Source organism: Xenorhabdus vietnamensis (assembly GCF_002127535.1).
Classification (GTDB): domain Bacteria; phylum Pseudomonadota; class Gammaproteobacteria; order Enterobacterales; family Enterobacteriaceae; genus Xenorhabdus; species Xenorhabdus vietnamensis.
Genome location: NZ_MUBJ01000003.1, coordinates 113,716 through 132,448, shown reverse-complemented (window position 1 = coordinate 132,448; position 18,733 = coordinate 113,716). Strand labels below are relative to the sequence as shown.

Sequence of the window (18,733 nt, the reverse complement as noted above, 5' to 3'; positions counted from 1 at the left end):
ATACCAATTGGGAACTCAACGTGGCTTCGTCATTAACCATGTAAGATGGGCTTTAATGGCGGGCCATTCATTGAGAAGAATGCTATAAACGCAACTGTCTCTTAACGAACCATCTTTGGCCCGTAAATGATGACGCAAAATACCATCCAGTTTTGCCCCCAACCGTTCGATCGCCTTACGACTCTGGTGATTTAAAAAATGGGTACGCAATTCCACCGCAACACACTCCAGTTCCTCAAATGCATACTGCAACAATAAAAATTTTGCTTCCGTATTGATAGCAGTACGTTGGACAGAATGCGCATACCATGTAGAACCTATTTCCAATCTGGGAATACTCTCAACAATATTCATGTATGTTGTCATACCCACTGCCATTCCTGTTGCATTATCAATAACAATCAAAGGCAACATGCTGCCATCAGCATGTAGGGCTAAACGGCGTTCAATCTCAGCATGGACATTTAAGGGATCGGGCACATTGGTATACCACAGTTTATGCAACTGCCCATCCTTAATGGCGCGAACAAATTCATCATGTCTATCATGCGATAAAGGGACTAAAGTTACGCTTTTTCCTACCAACGTAACCCAATCTGTTATTTTTTTCATACTTATTTACTCCATATTTATTTCCATTATATTTCATAATTACAGCACTTAATTCCAAAATATTTACTTAAATCATCATAAAACAGAGAATTCTCAGAACTTACAGCTAGAAAACACAATAATCATAAATGAGATACATTTCTATCCTCAACAAATTTTCATTAAGGTGCCATTGATGCTCTATTTCATGATATTTGTCACAATCAATTAACAAAGTGATACCAATAATGCCGGAACTGTCTAAATTTGAATATCATCTCATCCGACCACTTAGCTATATAGCTCCATACAGAAAAAATAATATTTCTTGAGCTACTAAATATTTGATGGAGAATGCAATGAGCAATTACCCCCACCTGCTTGCACCGCTGGATTTGGGCTTTACCACATTAAAAAACCGTGTATTGATGGGTTCAATGCATACGGGTCTTGAAGAACATCCCGATGGTGCTCCACGTTTAGCCCAATTTTATGCAGAACGAGCGGCGGGAGGCGTCGCATTAATTGTGACTGGCGGCATTGCACCAAATCAACAGGGTGCTGCCGCAGCAGGAGCAAGCGTTCTGGATAGTGAAAACGCCTTACCTCATCACAAGCTCGTTACAGATGCTGTACATCAGGCAGGGGGAAAAATTGCGTTGCAAATCCTGCATACCGGACGTTACAGCTATCATCAAAACTCTGTCGCGCCCTCAGCCATTCAAGCTCCGATCAACCCCTTTATACCTCAAGAAATGTCTGAGGAAGTCATCCAGCAGACAATCAAGGACTTTGCCCGTTGCGCCCAACTTGCACAACAAGCAGGTTATGATGGGGTGGAAATCATGGGATCAGAAGGTTATCTGATCAACCAGTTTTTGGTCACACGCACGAATCATCGTCAGGATAAGTGGGGTGGAACCTTCGAAAACCGTATGCGCTTTGCTGTCGAAATTGTCAAAGCTGTCCGCGCCATCACGGGAGAACACTTTATTATCATCTATCGTCTTTCCATGCTGGATTTGGTAGAAGATGGCTCTAATTGGCAAGAGATCGAACAACTGGCGCTGGAGATTGAAAAAGCAGGCGCATCCATCATCAATACTGGCATCGGCTGGCATGAAGCCCGCATCCCAACGATTGCAACTATGGTGCCCAGAGCCGGGTTCAGCTGGGTCACTCAAAAATTGATGGGGAAAGTCAGCATCCCTTTAATTACAACCAACCGCATCAATGATCCCAAAGTTGCCGAACAAATTCTCAGTGAAGGCTGTGCCGATATGGTTTCTATGGCGCGTCCTTTCCTTGCTGATGCCGAATTTATGTTGAAAGCCGAGCAAAACCGCGCTGATGAAATCAATACCTGCATAGGCTGCAACCAAGCCTGTCTGGACAGAGTTTTTGTCGGCAAGTTGACGTCTTGTCTGGTCAACCCACGCGCCTGCCACGAAACCGAATTCATTACGGCCCCAGCTAAAGCCCCCAAAACTATTGCTGTCGTCGGCGCAGGGCCAGCGGGGTTATCCTTTGCTGTCACAGCCGCCAGCCGAGGACATCATGTCACGCTGTTTGAACGGGAAAATCAAATTGGCGGGCAATTTAATATCGCTAAACAAATTCCCGGCAAAGAAGAATTCCATGAAACCTTACGCTATTTTGAACGCCAATTAGCATTGAATGGTGTTGAATTGCGCCTCAACCATACGGCCACTGCCGACCAGCTTTCATCGTTTGACGAAGTTGTCATCGCTACAGGGATTACACCACGTACCCTCAATATCGACGGCATTGATCATGAAAAAGTACTGACTTACCTTGATGTATTGAAACACAAGCGACAAGTCGGAAAACGCGTCGCCATTATCGGTGCCGGAGGTATTGGCTTTGATACCGCTGAGTATCTGAGTCAAAGCGGGCAAAGCACCAGCCTGAGCAGTCATGCGTTTAGCCATGAGTGGGGAATTGACCAGACGATTACATATCGGGGCGGGTTGCGGCCAGATGGGGTACAAGTAGAGCCTTCTCCACGCAGAATTTATCTGCTGCAACGCAAGGACTCCAAAGTCGGTGATGGTTTGGGGAAAACCACTGGCTGGATACATAAAGCCAGTCTGTCCATGCGGGGCGTAACAATGCTCAACAGCGTTCAATATCTGAAAATTGATGATCAAGGGCTACATATCCGTCGCCATGATGAGCAACAATGTCTTGAAGTCGATAACGTAATTATCTGTGCTGGGCAGGAGCCGATGAAAGAACTCTACCAGCCGTTGCAAACAATGGGAAAAACCGTGCATGTGATTGGGGGTGCAGATGTCGCAGCCGAATTAGATGCCCGCAGGGCTATCGATCAGGGGGCCAGACTGGCTTTGAAAATGTAACAAGCTCGCTTCGGATAAAAATCCAAAGAAAAATGGTGATAATTCGTCAAGCAATTATCACCATTTTCATTACAGCAAATAATTAGCGCTGAGCCAATTGGTCAGTCGCCATGCGGGCATCTTCTGCCTGACAAGCCGCAGCGGTAAACAGCACATCAGTAGAAGAATTCAGACCTGTTTCAGCAGAGTCCTGCAATACGCCGATGATGAACCCTACAGCAATAACCTGCATAGCGATTTCATTGGAAATACCAAACATGCTACATGCCAGTGGGATCAACAATAATGAACCTCCCGCGACTCCTGACGCTCCACACGCAGCGATGGCAGAAACCACGCTCAGCAATATCGCTGTAGGAATATCCACAACTATGCCCAGAGTATTCACTGCCGCCAGTGTCAACACGGTAATGGTTACTGCTGCACCAGCCATATTGATAGTTGCGCCCAGCGGAATGGAAACGGAATAGGTATCCTCATTCAGATTCATACGGCGACACATTGACATATTCACGGGAATATTGGCGGCAGAGCTGCGGGTAAAGAACGCCGTTACGCCACTTTCGCGCAAGCATTCAAAAACCAACGGATATGGATTACGACGGATTTTCCAGAAAACAATCAGTGGATTGACGATCAGAGCAACGATAATCATACAGCCAATCAGGACAGTTAACAGGTGAACATAGTCTAGCAAAGCTATAAAACCAGTTGTCGCAATTGTTGAAGAAACCAATCCGAAAATGCCAATAGGGGCCAGACGGATAACGACACGTACAATCTGTGTCACTGATTCTGATAAATCCTGAAGTACTGTCTTTGTTGATTCTTTAGCATGACGCAGGGCAATACCCAAGCCAATTGCCCACGCCAAAATTCCAATGTAATTCCCTTTCAATATCGCATCGATCGGATTGGCGACAATATTGATCAATACCCCTTTCAGTACCTCCATAATATTTTCCGGTGGTGATACTTGAGCATCATTCGTCACCAACGTCAACGTTGATGGGAACAACATACTGCCAATTACGGCCACTACTGCCGCAAGGAATGTACCTAGAATGTACAGGAATATGATCGGGCGAATATTGCTTTTCTGGCCTATCTTGTGGTTTGCAATCGAAGACATGACCAATATCCACACCAAAACAGGAGCCACCGCTTTCAATGCACCGACAAAGAGTGCTCCAAGCAGTTCAACCGATTCAGCCGCGGAAGGCGCTAACCATGCCAGTAATATTCCCAGTATTAATCCGATCAGAATTTGTTTTACTAGGCTTCCTTGTGTAATGTACCGCACAAAGCCTTTTTGTTGTTTTTCCATAGTCTATCCATTTGATATTTTTAGCTCACTGAGCCTGATGTTTTTGTGTTTGCTTTCCCAGTACAGGGAAATTAAAAGAACGACAATGCATAATTCATTGCAATATACAGATAACACAACAATTGATAACAATTCATTTACATTACTGTGATCGAAACTGCAATTTTCTCATCGCAATACATTCATGATGTAATAAACATGGCAATAAAAAACAACAAATTAACCCGTTAATTCAAATAATTACCAAATCCATATTTTAAGCAATAAATACAGATTATTTATTTAATACGGGCATCATAGCAGGATTACTTTTCGTCAAATCAGTCAATAAGCAGGTGTGGATTTAACTGACAAAATATATAAATTTAATCCATCCGCATGTTAAATCACCCATTAATGCTATTTTTGGGAAATTCATCAAATGATTAATTAATTGATATCCGAACAAACTAATTTTTACATTGAGGTAATGTTCAATTGCTCAACAAAATTTTCTGTCTCGCTACTGCTGATTTTGTTAAAGTGTCCCTGTCAATTTTTATGCCATCTTGAAAGGATTTCGAGAGCACTTTATGGCACCGGAATTTAATGCTTTGTATTCCAGAGCGCCCAATAGAAATTCACCATAAATGCACCATAAAAGTAAGATGCAATCCTTAACCCGCGTTTTAGGAACATTTGATGGAAATTGTAACAGACCTTATTTATGCACTTTGGCACCAAGATTACGAAACACTGGCTAATCCATCGTTAGTATGGGCGATCTATATCCTGCTATTTATTGTTCTATTTCTGGAAAATGGAATACTGCCTGCCGCATTTTTACCCGGCGATAGTCTATTGATATTAGTTGGCGTCTTGATCGCAAAAGAAGCTATGAGTTTCCCTGAAACCTTAGTCATTCTCACCGCTGGGGCAGGCCTTGGTTGCTGGGTTGGATATCTTCAGGGAAAATGGCTTGGCAATACGAAACTAGTTCAGGGCTGGCTGTCACACCTTCCCGCACATTACCACCAACGTGCACATAACCTATTCCATCGTCATGGCCTATCTGCCTTGCTGATAGGCCGTTTCATTGCTTTTGTCAGAACATTGCTACCAACACTGGCAGGCCTTGCCGGGCTAAAAAATGGACGTTTCCAAATCTTCAATTGGCTGAGCGGATTCCTGTGGGTAATTATTCTAACAACACTGGGTTATGCTCTTGGTAAAAGTCCTCTGTTCCGCCAGTATGAAGAATATCTGATGAATTTTTTGGTTCTGTTACCATTGGGCTTGCTGCTCATCGGCTTAATTGGCAGTCTGGTTGTCGTTTGTCGTAAAAAACGCGCCAATAATTCTTCCCTATAACAATCCACTTTTCCCTGTGGTGTCACTCAAAAATACCACAGGGCATTATTCTTCCGGCCAATTTCTCTTATCCATTACTCTTTCCTGTTCATCCACTTCAAACCATTTTTCAGATTAATTCGTAGCATATTAAGACAATTTTTCATCTATTCATGCTTTAAACTCCTCATAAAAGCGTCTATGGTAGAGATTCATCCACCGTATATTCAGGAGATAAGTAATGCCACAGAAAAAAAGCTCTGAGGATTTACGTGCTGAGTTACAATCCCTTGCGGATACTCTGGAAGAAGTCCTTAATGACTCTGGTGAGAAGTCAAAGGCTGAACTGGAAAAATTACGCAGTAAAGCAGAAAGAATGCTGAAAGATGCACGTACTGCCCTCAATGATGCCAACGATAAACTAGTCGATCAAACGAAAGAAATTGCCGGCCGGGCAGATAATTATGTCCGTGACAATCCGTGGACCGGTGTCGGTATCGGTGCCGCAGTCGGCGTTGTATTGGGCGTCCTGCTTTCAAGGCGCTGAAATGACTCAATCCTCCCACTCGAAAGGCCCTGGAAAAGGGCTATTTGATACTGTACGACGAGTAGCAGCAATTGTTGTTCACATGGTTGAAACCCGTATCCAGCTCATTGCTGTTGAGTTAGAAGAGGGAACAGCAACACTGATACAACTGCTGCTGCTGGTAGGATTTACCTTATTGTTCGCGGGCTTTGGCCTGATGTGCTTATTGGTGCTGATATTCTGGACCATTGATCCAGCCGACAGAATAACGGCGATGATTATCACTACAGTAACGCTACTGCTCCTTACCATATTCAGTGCAATATGGACGATAAAAAAAGCTCGGAAACTGACTTTTCTTAACGCTACCCGAGAGCAGTTGAATATTGACCGCAAAATGCTGGAGGATGACCATCGTGAATAAATCGGGGCATCATCGGAGAAAGTTGCGAAAACAGCAGCTCTTAAAAGAGATCCAGCAACAACGGCAACTACTCTCTGCCTATAGCCAGAACTGGCTTGAAACCACGCAATCTTATGATAAGGGCTGGCAAACCCTGCTTGCTTTCAAGCCTTATTTCGCTATTGGTTCTGGCATTGCCCTGCTTTATGGCCTACGCCATCCCAAGAAGTTTTATCGCTGGTCACATCGTATTATCCGTATCTTAGGGATCGTGAAGATCGTACGAAATACACTATAAGTAAAAAATAAGTTATAAGGCATTGTTCATGCCGTTTAGCTGCAATTCTGTTTCTTATTCAAATCCCTTTCTGTATTCCAGATAATTAATTCAAAAAAACTGCATGAAATTGTTAGTATTCCTTACTATCAACAAATAATACCTCTCTTTAGAATACCACCCATCAAACAGTGATTAACAAATCGTGCCATTTGGTTTATTTATTGCGCGAAAAATCAAAGCAGACAGCTTATTTATCGCTACCTGCGGTATTTTTGGAGACGTTCATGAAAAAATTTGAAGATAGTAGCCTATTGGTTGCCCGTATTTTAATATCCGTTCTTTTCATTATCGCAGGGTATGGGAAATTAGGTGAAGCCTACGCAGGAACGCAGGAATTTATGGAAGCCATGAAGGTGCCGGGAATTTTACTGCCACTGACCATCTTACTTGAACTTGGGGGCGGACTTGCTGTGATGTTCGGCCTGTTAACCCGTACCACGGCGGTGTTTACATTTATTTTCTGCATTCTGACGGCAGTTCTGTTCCACAATGATTTCTCAAATGACATGAACCTGACCATGTTCCTGAAAAACATCTCTATTAGCGCAGGCTATTTGCTGCTGGCTATGATGGGGCCGGGAAGATTCAGTATTGATCATGTATTAAAGAAAAACTGGTAAAAACAGAAACCCCTTACTGTTTATTCTCAGCAAGGGGCTTGCTCTATTGTGACTTTCTCTATTATTAATTTCTTTATTATTATACTAGCTCCACTATATTGGCTTTATGGGCTTAACCGCCAATACATTAACTGTTTTTTTATGCACGTTATCTCTTCGCAAACAGTTTGGGGATTTCACGTAAGCACCAAGCTTTCGCTTCTCCCATGCTATCGCGCCGCCATGCCATGATAATGTTGGTTTCATGGCTGTATTCCGAACCAACAACACGCAAGCGACCTTCGGCAATATCTCGTTCCACCATAGGATATGGCATAGTTGCCACACCCAATCCAGCCAAAAGCGCCCGACGTTTATCTTCCAGTGTACTCACCGTCAAACGCGGTTGTTTATCCAATAGTTGAACCGTCAATACAGGGCGCTCTCTTGCCGTATCAGCTACTGCTATTCCGCGATACTTTACGCGTGTAGTGTCAGACAGTGGTTCTGGTTCATGGTGGATAGGATGGTTCACACTGGCAACATAGACATTGTTAATAGAATAAAGTGCTCGTGAATTCACTTCCGCCGAAGCCCTAAAATGAAGGTCAGGTGCAATCACAATATCTGCATACCCGGTTTCCAAACGTTCCCAAGCGCCCGCCAGCACTTCCGTCATTAACGAAAATTGTGTATTTGATTTAGTTGCCAATTTATCCACGAGAGGAAAAAGCGATTTGATTGGGAACAGCGCTTCACACACAATAGTCAGATGTGTTTCCCAGCCACGGGCAAGTGCTTCGGCATCTGCTGTTAATTTCTCTGCCGCCTCAAGCAATAATCGTCCTCGTTCCAACAACATCCGGCCAACATTGGTAAATTTCGTGCGATGGCCAGAGCGATCAAACAGCACAACATCCAGCTCTTCTTCCAATTTCTGCATGGTATAACTCAATGCAGAAGGAACTCGGCCCAACTCATCCGCTGCTGCCGCGAAACTTCCCCGTCGGTCTATCGCATCCATTACCCGCAGGGATTCCAAGGTAAGCGCACGTTCTTTGCCCATATTTTTCTCAATCAGGAATTTTGAATATAGTCACCAGATTAACTGGCTAACATTTCAACGTCCAGATAATTAAGATCGAGGATCATAGATCTATTGGTTGAAGAGAAACAGTCATGATAATAATAAGAGCAGCAAATCAATGCGGAAAAGCCGACTATGGCTGGTTACAGGCTCGCTATACTTTTTCATTTGGTCACTATTTTGACCCAAAATTTTTGAACTACCGGGCGTTGCGGGTTCTTAATCAGGAAGTTTTGGCACCAAAAGCTGAATTCCAACCTAAATCCTACCCTCATGTTGATGTTTTGAATATCATCCTGCAAGGAGAAGTTCAATATCGAGACAGTGAGGGCAATAATTTCCATGCTCGTCAGGGAGATTGCCTGTTATTTTCTGCCCGTCAAGGGATCCGTTACAGTGAGCACAATACCAGTGACAAAATGCCACTGACACGGCTGCAACTCTGGCTCAATGCCTGCCCTCAGCAAGAAACACAGCCGCTACAGCGTAAGGTGCTGCCAAACAAACCGCTTACATTGCTGGCCTCTCCTACGTCAGAAAGCAATAGTATGCATCTGCGCCAGCAAGTCTGGATAAGCTATCTCACACTTAAGCCCCATAACAGCCAGATTTTGGTTTTACGAGGCAAACATGCTTACCTGCAATCCATCAGCGGTAATGCAGTAATCAGCGGTAACTCAGTAATGAATGACAACACAGTAACGAATGGCAGTACAAGAACCAATAGTGACAAAAGTAGGGAAATAAAAATTAAATGCGGGGATGGGGTATTCATTCAGGGAGAGCAGAAAGTGATATTACAGGCGGATACATCATTTAAAGGTCTATTTATTGATTTGGATGACTAAATTTGGATGGCTAATTCCTTTTGTTCCTGATGTCACTTCCATGTTGTTCCACTTTGTCCAAAAAAAAGAATAAGCCCTATAAAGCTTTCGCTCTATAGGGCTAAATCTGTGAAGTTAACCGATAAGCCGGGTTCTGTCTTGGACAGCCATTCATCTAGGCCAGCACTTGCGCACTGGCTCAAGCAACCTACCCGGGTTCGATACGGGCCGTACCATGAGAACCCCTATTTGGTCTTGCTCCGGGTGGAGTTTACCGTGCCACGAACTGTTACCAGTCGCGCGGTGCGCTCTTACCGCACCCTTTCACCCTTACCTGATCCCACTTTCTTGCGAAAATGAGCCATCGGCGGTTTGCTCTCTGTTGCACTGGTCGTAGGCTTTCACCTCCCAGACGTTATCTGGCACCCTGCCCTATGGAGCCCGGACTTTCCTCCCCTTTACTTCTCCCGAGGGAGAGCGGTAAAGCAGCGACTGTCTGGTCAACTCCGGCGCGGATTATAAGAGGTTTACTATTCAATGTATAGGAGTTTTCACGCGTCTTCTTCAATTTGATCCCGTGCAGCATTTTGATCGAGGGCATAACGATACAAGGCATTTTTCTTCACGCCATGAATTTCTGCCGCCAATGCCGCCGCCTTTTTCAATGGAAGTTCTTTTTGCAGCAACGCCAACGTCCGCAAAGCTTCCGGCGGCAGGCTATCATCTTCAGGTTTACGGTATCCTTCCACAATCAGAACCATTTCACCCCGACGGCGGGTTTCATCTTCCCTGACCCATGCCAGAAGTTCACCAACAGGCATTCCTTGAATAGATTCCCACGTTTTGGTCAATTCCCGTGCCAGAACAACATAACGATCCGCGCCCCACACTTTCACAATATCTTCTAAACTGTCCAACAGACGATGTGTCGATTCGTAGAAAATCAGTGTTCTCGGTTCTTGTGCCAGCTCACGCAAGGTATCTTGGCGCCCCTTACTTTTGGCAGGCAAGAAACCTTCATAGCAAAAACGATCTGAAGGCAAGCCCGCAGCAGACAGTGCAGTAATTGCCGCACACGGGCCGGGAAGTGGTACGACATTGATTCCAGCTTCACGACAGCGACGGACAAGGTGGTAACCGGGATCATTGATCAAAGGTGTACCAGCATCAGATACCAATGCGATGCTCGCACCTTGTTCAAGTTTCGTAAGTAATTGATCTGCTTTCTGCTGTTCATTATGATCATGAAGTGCGAACATACGCGCATTAATGGCAAAATGTTGAAGCAACAAGCCAGTGTGTCGCGTATCTTCGGCTGCAATCAGATCGACATGTTTAAGAACTTCAAGAGCACGCTGAGTAATATCCCCCAGATTTCCAATAGGGGTTGGTACAACATATAGCGTGGATGTCGTAATCACTGCTCGATTGGTTTGATTCATTGTTTCATCCGAATGACCGATTTAAAATTGAGCATCTTTAAAAAAAACATCACTGGATACAGTATGCTTCCCTCAATTTTTGTGCGTTTTAAAACTGGTTTAGTCTATACAGCGCTGCTGTCGACTATGATTATTGCAGGGTGTACCATGCCCGAACCGCAAGGGCAACCAACTTCTGAGCCTCAGGACAATATCAGCGCAGAGATTAACCGCTATCAAGCCATTATTGATGCAGCACACAATCAACCATCTCTAGACGTTATTCGTGCGTATATCGCTTTGGAATCTTATTTAACAAAAAACCAAGCAACAGATGACGCTGCCCGCCAGAAAAACCTTGATGAGACATGGCAATTGCTGACACATCTTTCACCACAGCAAATGGGCGAATTGGTGATTAATGCCAATGAATATACATTGCAAGGTTGGCTTGATTTACTCAATGCTTATCAGACCAATAAACAGGATCTGGAGAAACTGCGTTCAGCTGTCCACGATTGGAAAGTCCGTTATTCAAACAATCCCGCTGCACGTAATTTACCTTCGGCCCTGCAACAAATATTGCAAGAGGCCAAAACCAGCCATGCCACAATTGGTTTATTTCTGCCTTTAAGCGGTCCGACAAAAGTATTTGGTGAAGCTATCCGCCAAGGTTTTCTTGATGCACAAAAAGGATTGCCAAAGTTATCTTTATCAAAGACTACGTTGTCAAACCCCGTGTTGCCAACAAATGTCATTGATTCAAATGAGGCAATCAATACCGAACCATCTAATGCTGAATCAGCCGGGCCTGAAAATACCAGTGCCGCACATTCAGAAAATAGTGGCATAAATAGTGGCATAGCTACAGCTGAATCCGTATCTGACATGGGTGTAACCACAGCAGGCTCTACAATTAATGATGCCCCTATCAACGATCAGGCTGTAAAAGTCTATGACACGAATAGCCAGCCGCTTACTACTCTGCTGGCACAGGCTGAACAAGATGGAGTGACTTTGGTCGTTGGGCCATTACTGAAACCTAATGTAGAGCAATTGGCTCAGATTGAGACTCCATTGAATATTCTGGCTCTCAATGAACTCGATGTACCAAAAACGCAGTCAAATATCTGTTATTTCTCGCTCTCTCCTGAAGATGAAGCGAAAAATGCCGCGATGCATATTTGGCAACAGCAAAAACGCAGCCCTTTGGTGTTAGTACCTCGCACCGAACTGGGTACCCGAGTTGCAAAAGCCTTTGCAGAAGAATGGCAAAAATTGGGTGGTCAGACGACATTGCAACAAACTTTTGGAACGCCGAGCGAAATGAGGCAATCCATGAATCGTGGTATTGGTATTCGCTTATCTGGTACGCCGGTTATCTCCACAAGCTCAGCTACTGCCCCAGTGGATGCGATTTACATTATTGCAACAGCGAATGAACTGACTACCATCAAGCCAATGATCGATATGGCCATCAGCTCCCGTAAAAAACCGGCTCTCTATACCAGCTCACGCAGCAATACATCAGGTTCAGGCCCGGATTTCCGCCTAGAGATGGACGGTATGCAATTTAGTGACATTCCATTACTGACAGGCGCGAATGTGACATTAATGCAGCAGGCCGCCAAGAAATTCCTCAATGATTATTCCCAGATTCGTCTCTACGCCATGGGAATTGATGCCTGGTCACTGGCTAATCAATTTACGCAAATGCGGCAAGAAATGGGATTCCGACTGAACGGTGCCTCAGGAGAACTGTCCGTAACAGATAACTGCACCATCTTGCGTCAGCTGCCATGGATGCGATTCAATAATGGTCGCATAGTTATTGAAGCTCTCTCTGACAGTGTCAATAACACCGAAAATACCAATAGCGTAAATATTAACGGCACAGAACACAGCAATAACACTGACCGCATGGGTTATCCTGATAACATGAATAATACTGTGCTGCGTAATACCCCCGAATATGAATAATGACAGGGGACGTAAAAGTAAGTAGTCAAGCTATTGTTTAAACAACTACCGTTTGAAAAGCTACTATTTGAAAAGCGATCGTTTAAACAAACTACAGCTTAAAAAAACTACAATTTTAAATATGAAAGGTATCGTGGTCATTTCAAGGATGAAAAAACCAACAAGCAATCGCTATGCGCTAGGGCGCCATTACGAACAGAAAGCCAAACTGTTCTTGCAAAAACAAGGGCTTGTCTTTGTTACTGAGAATGTGAAAATTCGTGGCGGGGAAATCGATCTGATTATGCGTGATAAATATACATGGATATTCGTTGAAGTCCGTTTCCGTCAGAATGCACAATATGGCGGAGCTATTGCTACAATTACTCAAAGTAAACGTAGAAAACTTTTGTATACAGCTGCTGTCTGGCTGTCCCAACGCAATGAATGCCTAGAAACGGCATCATGCCGTTTCGATGTTTGTGCAATAACAGGACAGAAATTTGAATGGCTGCAAAATGCCTTCACCCTGAATGAGAACCTATTTCAGTAGGTTATCAATATTTCGCTAAATAAATATATTCCAAATACATAGGTCATAACGTGCTGGATAGAATTAAAGTCTGCTTTACAGAAAGTATTCAAACTCAGATCGCAGCAGCAGAAGCATTACCCGACGCAATCTCACGCGCCGCAATGATGATGGTTCAATCATTGCTGAACGGCAATAAAATCCTTTGCTGTGGTAATGGTGGATCTGCCGCAACCGCACAGCGTTTTGCCGCCAGCATGATCAATCGCTTCGAAACTGATCGGCCAAGTTTGCCAGCCCTGTCACTGAATACAGATAATGTGGTGATTTCTGCCATCGCCAACGGTAAACAGCCTGACGAAATCTACGCCAAACAAGTCAGGGCGCTAGGACATGCAGGGGACGTTCTGCTTGCTATTTCTACACATGGAAACAGTAAAGATATCGTCAAAGCAGTGGAAGCGGCTGTTACACGTGATATGACGATTGTCGCGCTGACAGGCTACGATGGGGGTGAATTAGCAGGTTTATTAGGCCCTCAGGATACTGAAATACGCATCCCCTCACATCACAGCATCAGGATCCAAGAAGTCCATATGTTGACAATTAACTGTCTGTGCGACTTAATCGACAATACGTTATTCCCTCATCAGGATGAATAAGGAGCCAACTTATGCGGTTATTTTCTCTATTATTGGTATGTTTCAGTGCCATGCTATTACAAGGATGTATTGGTGCTGCCGTCGTAGGTTCCGCCGCGTTTGCCACGAAAGCAGGTTCAGATCCGCGAACAATTGGCCAACAAGTTGACGATACTACGCTAGAAGCTCGTGTCAGCACTGCCATCAGCAAAGATCCACAAATTAAGGCACAAGCCCGCGTGGTAGCCACTGTGTATCAAGGTAAGGTTCTTTTAACCGGCCAATGCCCAAATATGGCTCTGGCTGAGCGAGCAAAACAGATTGCGTCGAAGGTTGAAGGCACCAACGTAGTATATAACGAGATCCGTCAGGGCAATCCCATTTCACTGAGCACGACTACCGCCGATACTTGGCTGACGGCCAAAGTGCGCTCAAGCATTTTAACCAGTGACTCAGTGAGGTCATCCAGCATCAAAGTAGTGACAGAAGATGGTGAAGTCTTTTTGTTTGGCATCGTCACACGGCAAGAAGGGGCTGCCGCAGCGAAAATTGCCAGCGAAACCAGTGGCGTAAAACGCGTCACAACAGCATTTACACATCTCAACTAAAAATTTCAGCTAAAAGCGAATCTCAACTAACAACCATTAAAGCGGCATCAATTTGTGCCGCTTTTTTATGTGCAGCTATTGGTGCCAGCGGACAGGCACCCATATTCATCGCCTATTTCAAGTCATTTTGCTTTAAGTAATTCTCTCCCCCCATTAACTGCATTTGCCGCAAAATCCATTGTTGACGCTGCAATACATATCTGGAGGGAGCATTCACTTTATAGCGATGGGGGTTTGGCAGTACAGCTGCGAGCAATGCAGAATCATATACTGTCAATCGACTGGCAGGTTTGCCAAAGTAATACTGGGCAGCCTCCTCAACACCAAAAATACCATTGCCAAACTCAGCAATATTGAGATAAACCGTCAAAATACGTTTCTTTGTCCACAGCAATTCCAGCGCAGCCGTCATTCCCGCTTCCAATCCTTTTCTTACCCAACTACGCCCTTCCCATAAAAATAAATTTTTGGCTGTTTGTTGAGAAATTGTCGACGCCCCCCGAATTCGCTTCTGATATTTTTTGTTATGCGCTATAGCAGTTTCGATAGCATCAAAATCAAATCCCCAATGTTTTGGAAATTTTTGATCCTCAGCTGCAATGACGGCTAATGCTATATAAGGTGATATTTGATTCTGATCCACCCATGAGGATCGAGAAACATAAGAGAAATTAATTAACATTAACGCACTGATTTGTCTCTCTATCATCACCATAGAAAACGGCACTGGCAGAAATGAAAAAGCAATTGCAGCAACAAACCACAGAATTGTGATCGATACGACAATTCTTTTCAGCCAACGCCACAATATTGAAAAAGGATTTTTCATCCGATTACTCAATCATTCCCAATATTTCTCTAACCAATTTATCAATTCCTCTTTCTGCTTGAGACAGAGATTCTGCGAGCATATAAGCGGGTGTTGTTACAATTTTGTTTTCAAAATCAATGACAACGTCATCAACCGGGCACTCAATATGTATACCTCCCATTTTCTCTATTTGAGCCGCAGTTTCTGGATCATTACCTATGGTTACTTTTATCGGCCTGCCTAATATTTTAGGTATCATAACAGGGGAAATGCACATAAACCCCATTGGCTTGCCTTTTTTGTGCATATTTTGAACTATTATTAATAGTTCTTTATTTATTTCGCAATCTGACCCTTTGAATGCAAAATTACATAAGTTCTTGGCTGCACCAAAACCCCCAGGAATAATCAGTGCATCCAACTTATCGATATCAACTTTGGATAAAGGCTGTATATTTCCACGTGTTATGCGGGCAGATTCTTCCATTATGTGGCGGATTTCTTGTTTATCTTCTCCATTAAGATGATTAATAACATCATGTTGTACCTCATCAGGTGAAAAAAAAGAGACTTCAGCACCAAGACGACTCAAAGAGAGCATAGTCAGAACTGATTCGTGAATTTCACTTCCATCGTACACTCCGCATCCACTTAATATAACGGCAACAGATTTCATATTCCTCTCCATTTGTAGTAGATTAATGCTTAACCCCTTAGAGGGTTAAACACCAATCTTCATCACAGATTTTAATGAATCTTGTAACAAAAAATCTTATCTTTGCTATGTTGGTACCTGTGTTCTGTACGGAAGAATTCTTTAATTACTCGCATCGAAAATAAATCTTAGATAAGCGGGTAAACAAGTTTCCCTGGTGTTGGCGCAGTATTAGCGCACCCCAACTTCGGTTGGGGTTATTTTTTTGTAGCGCTTGATAACCAATTTCTTAATATTTCTATATCATGCTTCCATTCCAACTTTAACTCATCCACCCATTCCTGAACATTGTCCCACCACGCAGGTAAATCTGGTGACTGAATCTGCTGAGCCAATTGCTGCAAGTGACGTAACCCGACTGAGCCAGCCGCGCCTTTAATTTTATGTGCTTCTTCCGTGATGCCTTTTTGGTCTCTGGCTGTCATATTGGAGTCCAGCAAAGAAAGGTAATTTGGCATCATAGTTTCAAAAATAGTCAGATTATCTATAATCATTTTTGCCCCAACCAATTCGATATATTGGTTAAGCATCTCTATATCTAGCCGCTCTTCATCCTGATCCACAATATCAACTTCCGATAAGGTGTTTTCAGGTTCAGATACCTTACCCCAATATTTTTCTATTATGGCAGTCAATTCCTTGACGGATAACGGTTTATTGAGTACGCCATCCATGCCTGCATCAAGGTATTCTTTTTTATCCTTTAACACATTAGCCGTCAGGGCGATCAAAGGAGGCAGGGATTGAGATGAATAACGCTGGTGCAATTGACGGGCGATATCAAGCCCTGTCATATCCGGCAGTTGGATGTCCAGTAACACCAAGTCATATTCATCAGGATCAAACATTGCCAGTGCATCATGACCGTTCATGGCAACATCAACACTGTTTCCCAGCTTCTCCAGAACAGAACGGGCTACAATGACATTCAATTCAATATCTTCTACCAGCAAGATATTCAATGCCGGCAATAGCAAGGTATCTTGTTCAGTCTTCCCTTCTTGATATTCACCAATGGCTGGAGCAACAACAGACAAAGTAAAACAAGAGCCTTTGCCTAACGCACTTTTCACAGTAATGTCCCCTCCCATGCCTTGAGCAAGACGCTTCGAAACAGCAAGGCCAATACCCGTCCCGGTTGCAGGGCGCCCACCAGCACTGTCTTTGACCTGATAATACATGGCGAAGATTTTTTCCAGTTCATCCGCAGGAATGCCAATACCTGAATCTGTCACTTCAAATAATAAGCGCTTTCCTTCCTCACGCCAGATGCGAACCCGAATTTCTCCTTGAAGCGTAAATTTCACAGCATTGCTAATCAGATTCCATAAGATTTGCCGCAAGCGGGTTCCATCAGTCAGCACTTTTTCGGGTAATGGCAGTTCTGGTTCCAGAACAAATTTAATGCCTTTCGGCTGTGCCAATAAACCTGAAATATTCTCCAAATCAGTCATGAAACCCGTGAAATCAACCGGTTGGTTATCCAGTTGAACCTTGCGACGCTCAATTTTATCTAATTCAATGATATCATTGAAGATATTGCCCAAAGTAACCGCACTGACATGAATTGTTTCCAGATATTTACATTGCTCTGGTGTTAAGTCGGTATCCATTAAGATTCGGCTCAAGCCCACGATGCCATTTAAAGGCGTACGAAGTTCATGGCTAATCGTAGAGATAAAAGTCGTTTTATCCCTGCTGGCATTCTCCAAAGCGTCCTGATAGCGCTTACGCTCCGTTATATCGCGCCCAAATCCCATTAATCCATGCCGTTTACCAACGCGATCATAAAAAGGGACTTTCCTTAACTCAAAACAGGCTTTACGCCCATCTGGATAAACTAACCATTGTTCATAAGTCAGGGACACATTATGACGGAATACTTTTTCATCCGTTTCCATCACCTTGCTGGCAATTTCTTTATCGTAAACATCCATCGGTGTCAGACCTATGAGCTGTTTTTCGCTTTTACCGGTCAGCAATTCCATCGCCCTATTACAGCCGGAAAATTCATTCTCTTCATTGCGGTAATAAACCAAATCTGGGGAGGCATCCAAGAATGAACGCAATAGTACCGATTGCTGCTCAAGTTCAATCTGGGTTTTTTCGCGATGTTCCATTTCCAATTTAAGTTTATCCAGCAAAACCAAATGGGCTTTTTCCGCCTTTTCTCGATCGCCGATCTCTTGATTCAATTGATCAATATTTTCTTTGAGTTGCAGATTTAATGCCGCATCACGCTGGCGCATTTCTTCAAGTTTTTCAACCAAGCTGGATAAACGCTGACGGGATTCTTCAAGTTGTTCGACTACAATGGAGAGAAAATAAACTGCCCAAGGCGTGATTAACAAACCAAAAAAAATGGAGCGAATTAAATCAATACTCTCCACTTTTCCATGCAGTAAAACTGTAACCGCCATCTGCATCGCAATAGCAAGAATAACTAAAGCCGATGCAAGTAACATCGAAAAACGCACCAGCCCCAGCTTCATCATCAAATCTACATAATATTGGGCAAGCCCTCGAATCAGCTTCATAACTGCTCCCAGTAAAATTATTTCCAGTAAAATCACTAGAGCGAATCATAACGTAAAAAAGCCCCAACTTCGTTGAGCGTTATCGCCCTTAATCCCTGC

Annotated in this window: 17 protein-coding genes, 1 other RNA gene and 1 pseudogene; 11 read left to right on the top strand and 8 right to left on the bottom strand. The window is 43.7% G+C overall.

All coding sequences use genetic code 11. The features are described from left to right. Positions 1-15 precede the first annotated feature (15 nt). Positions 16-612, bottom strand: coding sequence for a GNAT family N-acetyltransferase (locus tag Xvie_RS04660; protein WP_086108195.1), 597 nt, complete (start codon positions 610-612; stop codon positions 16-18). A gap of 338 nt (positions 613-950) precedes the next feature. On the opposite strand from Xvie_RS04660, the gene Xvie_RS04655 reads away from it, so the two are divergent. After that, a complete protein-coding gene (locus Xvie_RS04655) occupies positions 951-2,972 on the top strand; it encodes an NADPH-dependent 2,4-dienoyl-CoA reductase (RefSeq protein WP_086108194.1) in 2,022 nt (673 codons plus the stop codon). 82 nt (positions 2,973-3,054) lie between these two features. Here Xvie_RS04655 and sstT read toward each other — a convergent pair whose 3' ends face one another. Next, entirely contained in the window at positions 3,055-4,299 is a 1,245-nt protein-coding gene (gene sstT, locus Xvie_RS04650) for a serine/threonine transporter SstT (RefSeq protein WP_086108193.1), read from the bottom strand. A 681-nt stretch (positions 4,300-4,980) separates the two neighbouring features. Here sstT and Xvie_RS04645 point away from each other — a divergent pair. The 5 genes from Xvie_RS04645 to Xvie_RS04625 all read left to right on the top strand — a co-directional run bounded on the left by Xvie_RS04645 (position 4,981) and on the right by Xvie_RS04625 (position 7,517). Beyond that, a complete protein-coding gene (locus tag Xvie_RS04645; RefSeq protein ID WP_086108192.1) occupies positions 4,981-5,649 on the top strand; it encodes a DedA family protein in 669 nt (222 codons plus the stop codon). Positions 5,650-5,869: 220 nt separating this feature from the next. Beyond that, a complete protein-coding gene (locus Xvie_RS04640; RefSeq protein ID WP_086108191.1) occupies positions 5,870-6,175 on the top strand; it encodes an ElaB/YgaM/YqjD family protein in 306 nt (101 codons plus the stop codon). 1 nt (position 6,176) lies between these two features. Beyond that, complete coding sequence (locus Xvie_RS04635; RefSeq protein WP_086108190.1) at positions 6,177-6,578, top strand: phage holin family protein; 402 nt, start codon at positions 6,177-6,179, stop codon at positions 6,576-6,578. Continuing rightward, the gene (locus tag Xvie_RS04630; protein WP_244175456.1) at positions 6,562-6,855 is read left to right on the top strand and encodes a YqjK-like family protein; all 294 of its coding nucleotides are present in this window, start codon (positions 6,562-6,564) and stop codon (positions 6,853-6,855) included. The genes Xvie_RS04635 and Xvie_RS04630 overlap by 17 nt, the downstream gene beginning before the upstream one ends. Positions 6,856-7,121: 266 nt before the next feature. After that, a complete protein-coding gene (locus Xvie_RS04625) occupies positions 7,122-7,517 on the top strand; it encodes a DoxX family protein (protein ID WP_086108188.1) in 396 nt (131 codons plus the stop codon). A gap of 148 nt (positions 7,518-7,665) precedes the next feature. On the opposite strand, the gene Xvie_RS04620 is transcribed toward Xvie_RS04625, so the two are convergent. Next, complete coding sequence (locus Xvie_RS04620) at positions 7,666-8,562, bottom strand: LysR family transcriptional regulator (RefSeq protein WP_086108187.1); 897 nt, start codon at positions 8,560-8,562, stop codon at positions 7,666-7,668. A gap of 113 nt (positions 8,563-8,675) precedes the next feature. Here Xvie_RS04620 and Xvie_RS04615 point away from each other — a divergent pair, with 113 nt between their 5' ends. After that, entirely contained in the window at positions 8,676-9,431 is a 756-nt protein-coding gene (locus Xvie_RS04615; RefSeq protein WP_086108186.1) for a pirin family protein, read from the top strand. Positions 9,432-9,537: 106 nt separating this feature from the next. Here the strand turns inward: Xvie_RS04615 and rnpB are convergent. Both rnpB and rsmI read right to left on the bottom strand, forming a co-directional pair. Beyond that, an RNA gene (rnpB, locus tag Xvie_RS04610) (RNase P RNA component class A) lies at positions 9,538-9,918 on the bottom strand. Positions 9,919-9,961: 43 nt separating this feature from the next. Next, complete coding sequence (gene rsmI / locus Xvie_RS04605) at positions 9,962-10,852, bottom strand: 16S rRNA (cytidine(1402)-2'-O)-methyltransferase (protein WP_086108185.1); 891 nt, start codon at positions 10,850-10,852, stop codon at positions 9,962-9,964. Between the two features lie 63 nt (positions 10,853-10,915). Here rsmI and Xvie_RS04600 point away from each other — a divergent pair, with 63 nt between their 5' ends. The 4 genes from Xvie_RS04600 to dolP all read left to right on the top strand — a co-directional run bounded on the left by Xvie_RS04600 (position 10,916) and on the right by dolP (position 14,571). Further along, positions 10,916-12,811: a penicillin-binding protein activator gene (locus Xvie_RS04600; protein WP_086108184.1), complete on the top strand. Its 1,896-nt coding sequence runs from the start codon at positions 10,916-10,918 to the stop codon at positions 12,809-12,811. Positions 12,812-12,932: 121 nt separating this feature from the next. Further along, positions 12,933-13,343, top strand: a complete 411-nt coding sequence (locus Xvie_RS04595; protein WP_208612515.1) for a YraN family protein — start codon at positions 12,933-12,935, stop codon at positions 13,341-13,343. Between the two features lie 50 nt (positions 13,344-13,393). After that, positions 13,394-13,984: a DnaA initiator-associating protein DiaA gene (gene diaA, locus Xvie_RS04590; protein WP_086108182.1), complete on the top strand. Its 591-nt coding sequence runs from the start codon at positions 13,394-13,396 to the stop codon at positions 13,982-13,984. 11 nt (positions 13,985-13,995) lie between these two features. After that, positions 13,996-14,571, top strand: a complete 576-nt coding sequence (dolP, locus tag Xvie_RS04585) for a division/outer membrane stress-associated lipid-binding lipoprotein (RefSeq protein WP_086108181.1) — start codon at positions 13,996-13,998, stop codon at positions 14,569-14,571. A gap of 112 nt (positions 14,572-14,683) precedes the next feature. Here the strand turns inward: dolP and mtgA are convergent, their stop codons facing one another. The 3 genes and pseudogenes from mtgA to arcB all read right to left on the bottom strand — a co-directional run bounded on the left by mtgA (position 14,684) and on the right by arcB (position 18,634). Beyond that, positions 14,684-15,400 (bottom strand): monofunctional biosynthetic peptidoglycan transglycosylase, encoded by a 717-nt coding sequence (gene mtgA, locus Xvie_RS04580; RefSeq protein ID WP_086108180.1) that lies wholly within the window; start codon positions 15,398-15,400, stop codon positions 14,684-14,686. A 4-nt stretch (positions 15,401-15,404) separates the two neighbouring features. Further along, positions 15,405-16,058, bottom strand: a complete 654-nt coding sequence (elbB, locus tag Xvie_RS04575; protein WP_086108179.1) for an isoprenoid biosynthesis glyoxalase ElbB — start codon at positions 16,056-16,058, stop codon at positions 15,405-15,407. Positions 16,059-16,203: 145 nt separating this feature from the next. Then, positions 16,204-18,634 (bottom strand): annotated as a pseudogene (arcB, locus tag Xvie_RS04570) (aerobic respiration two-component sensor histidine kinase ArcB). Between the last annotated feature and the right edge of the window lie 99 nt (positions 18,635-18,733).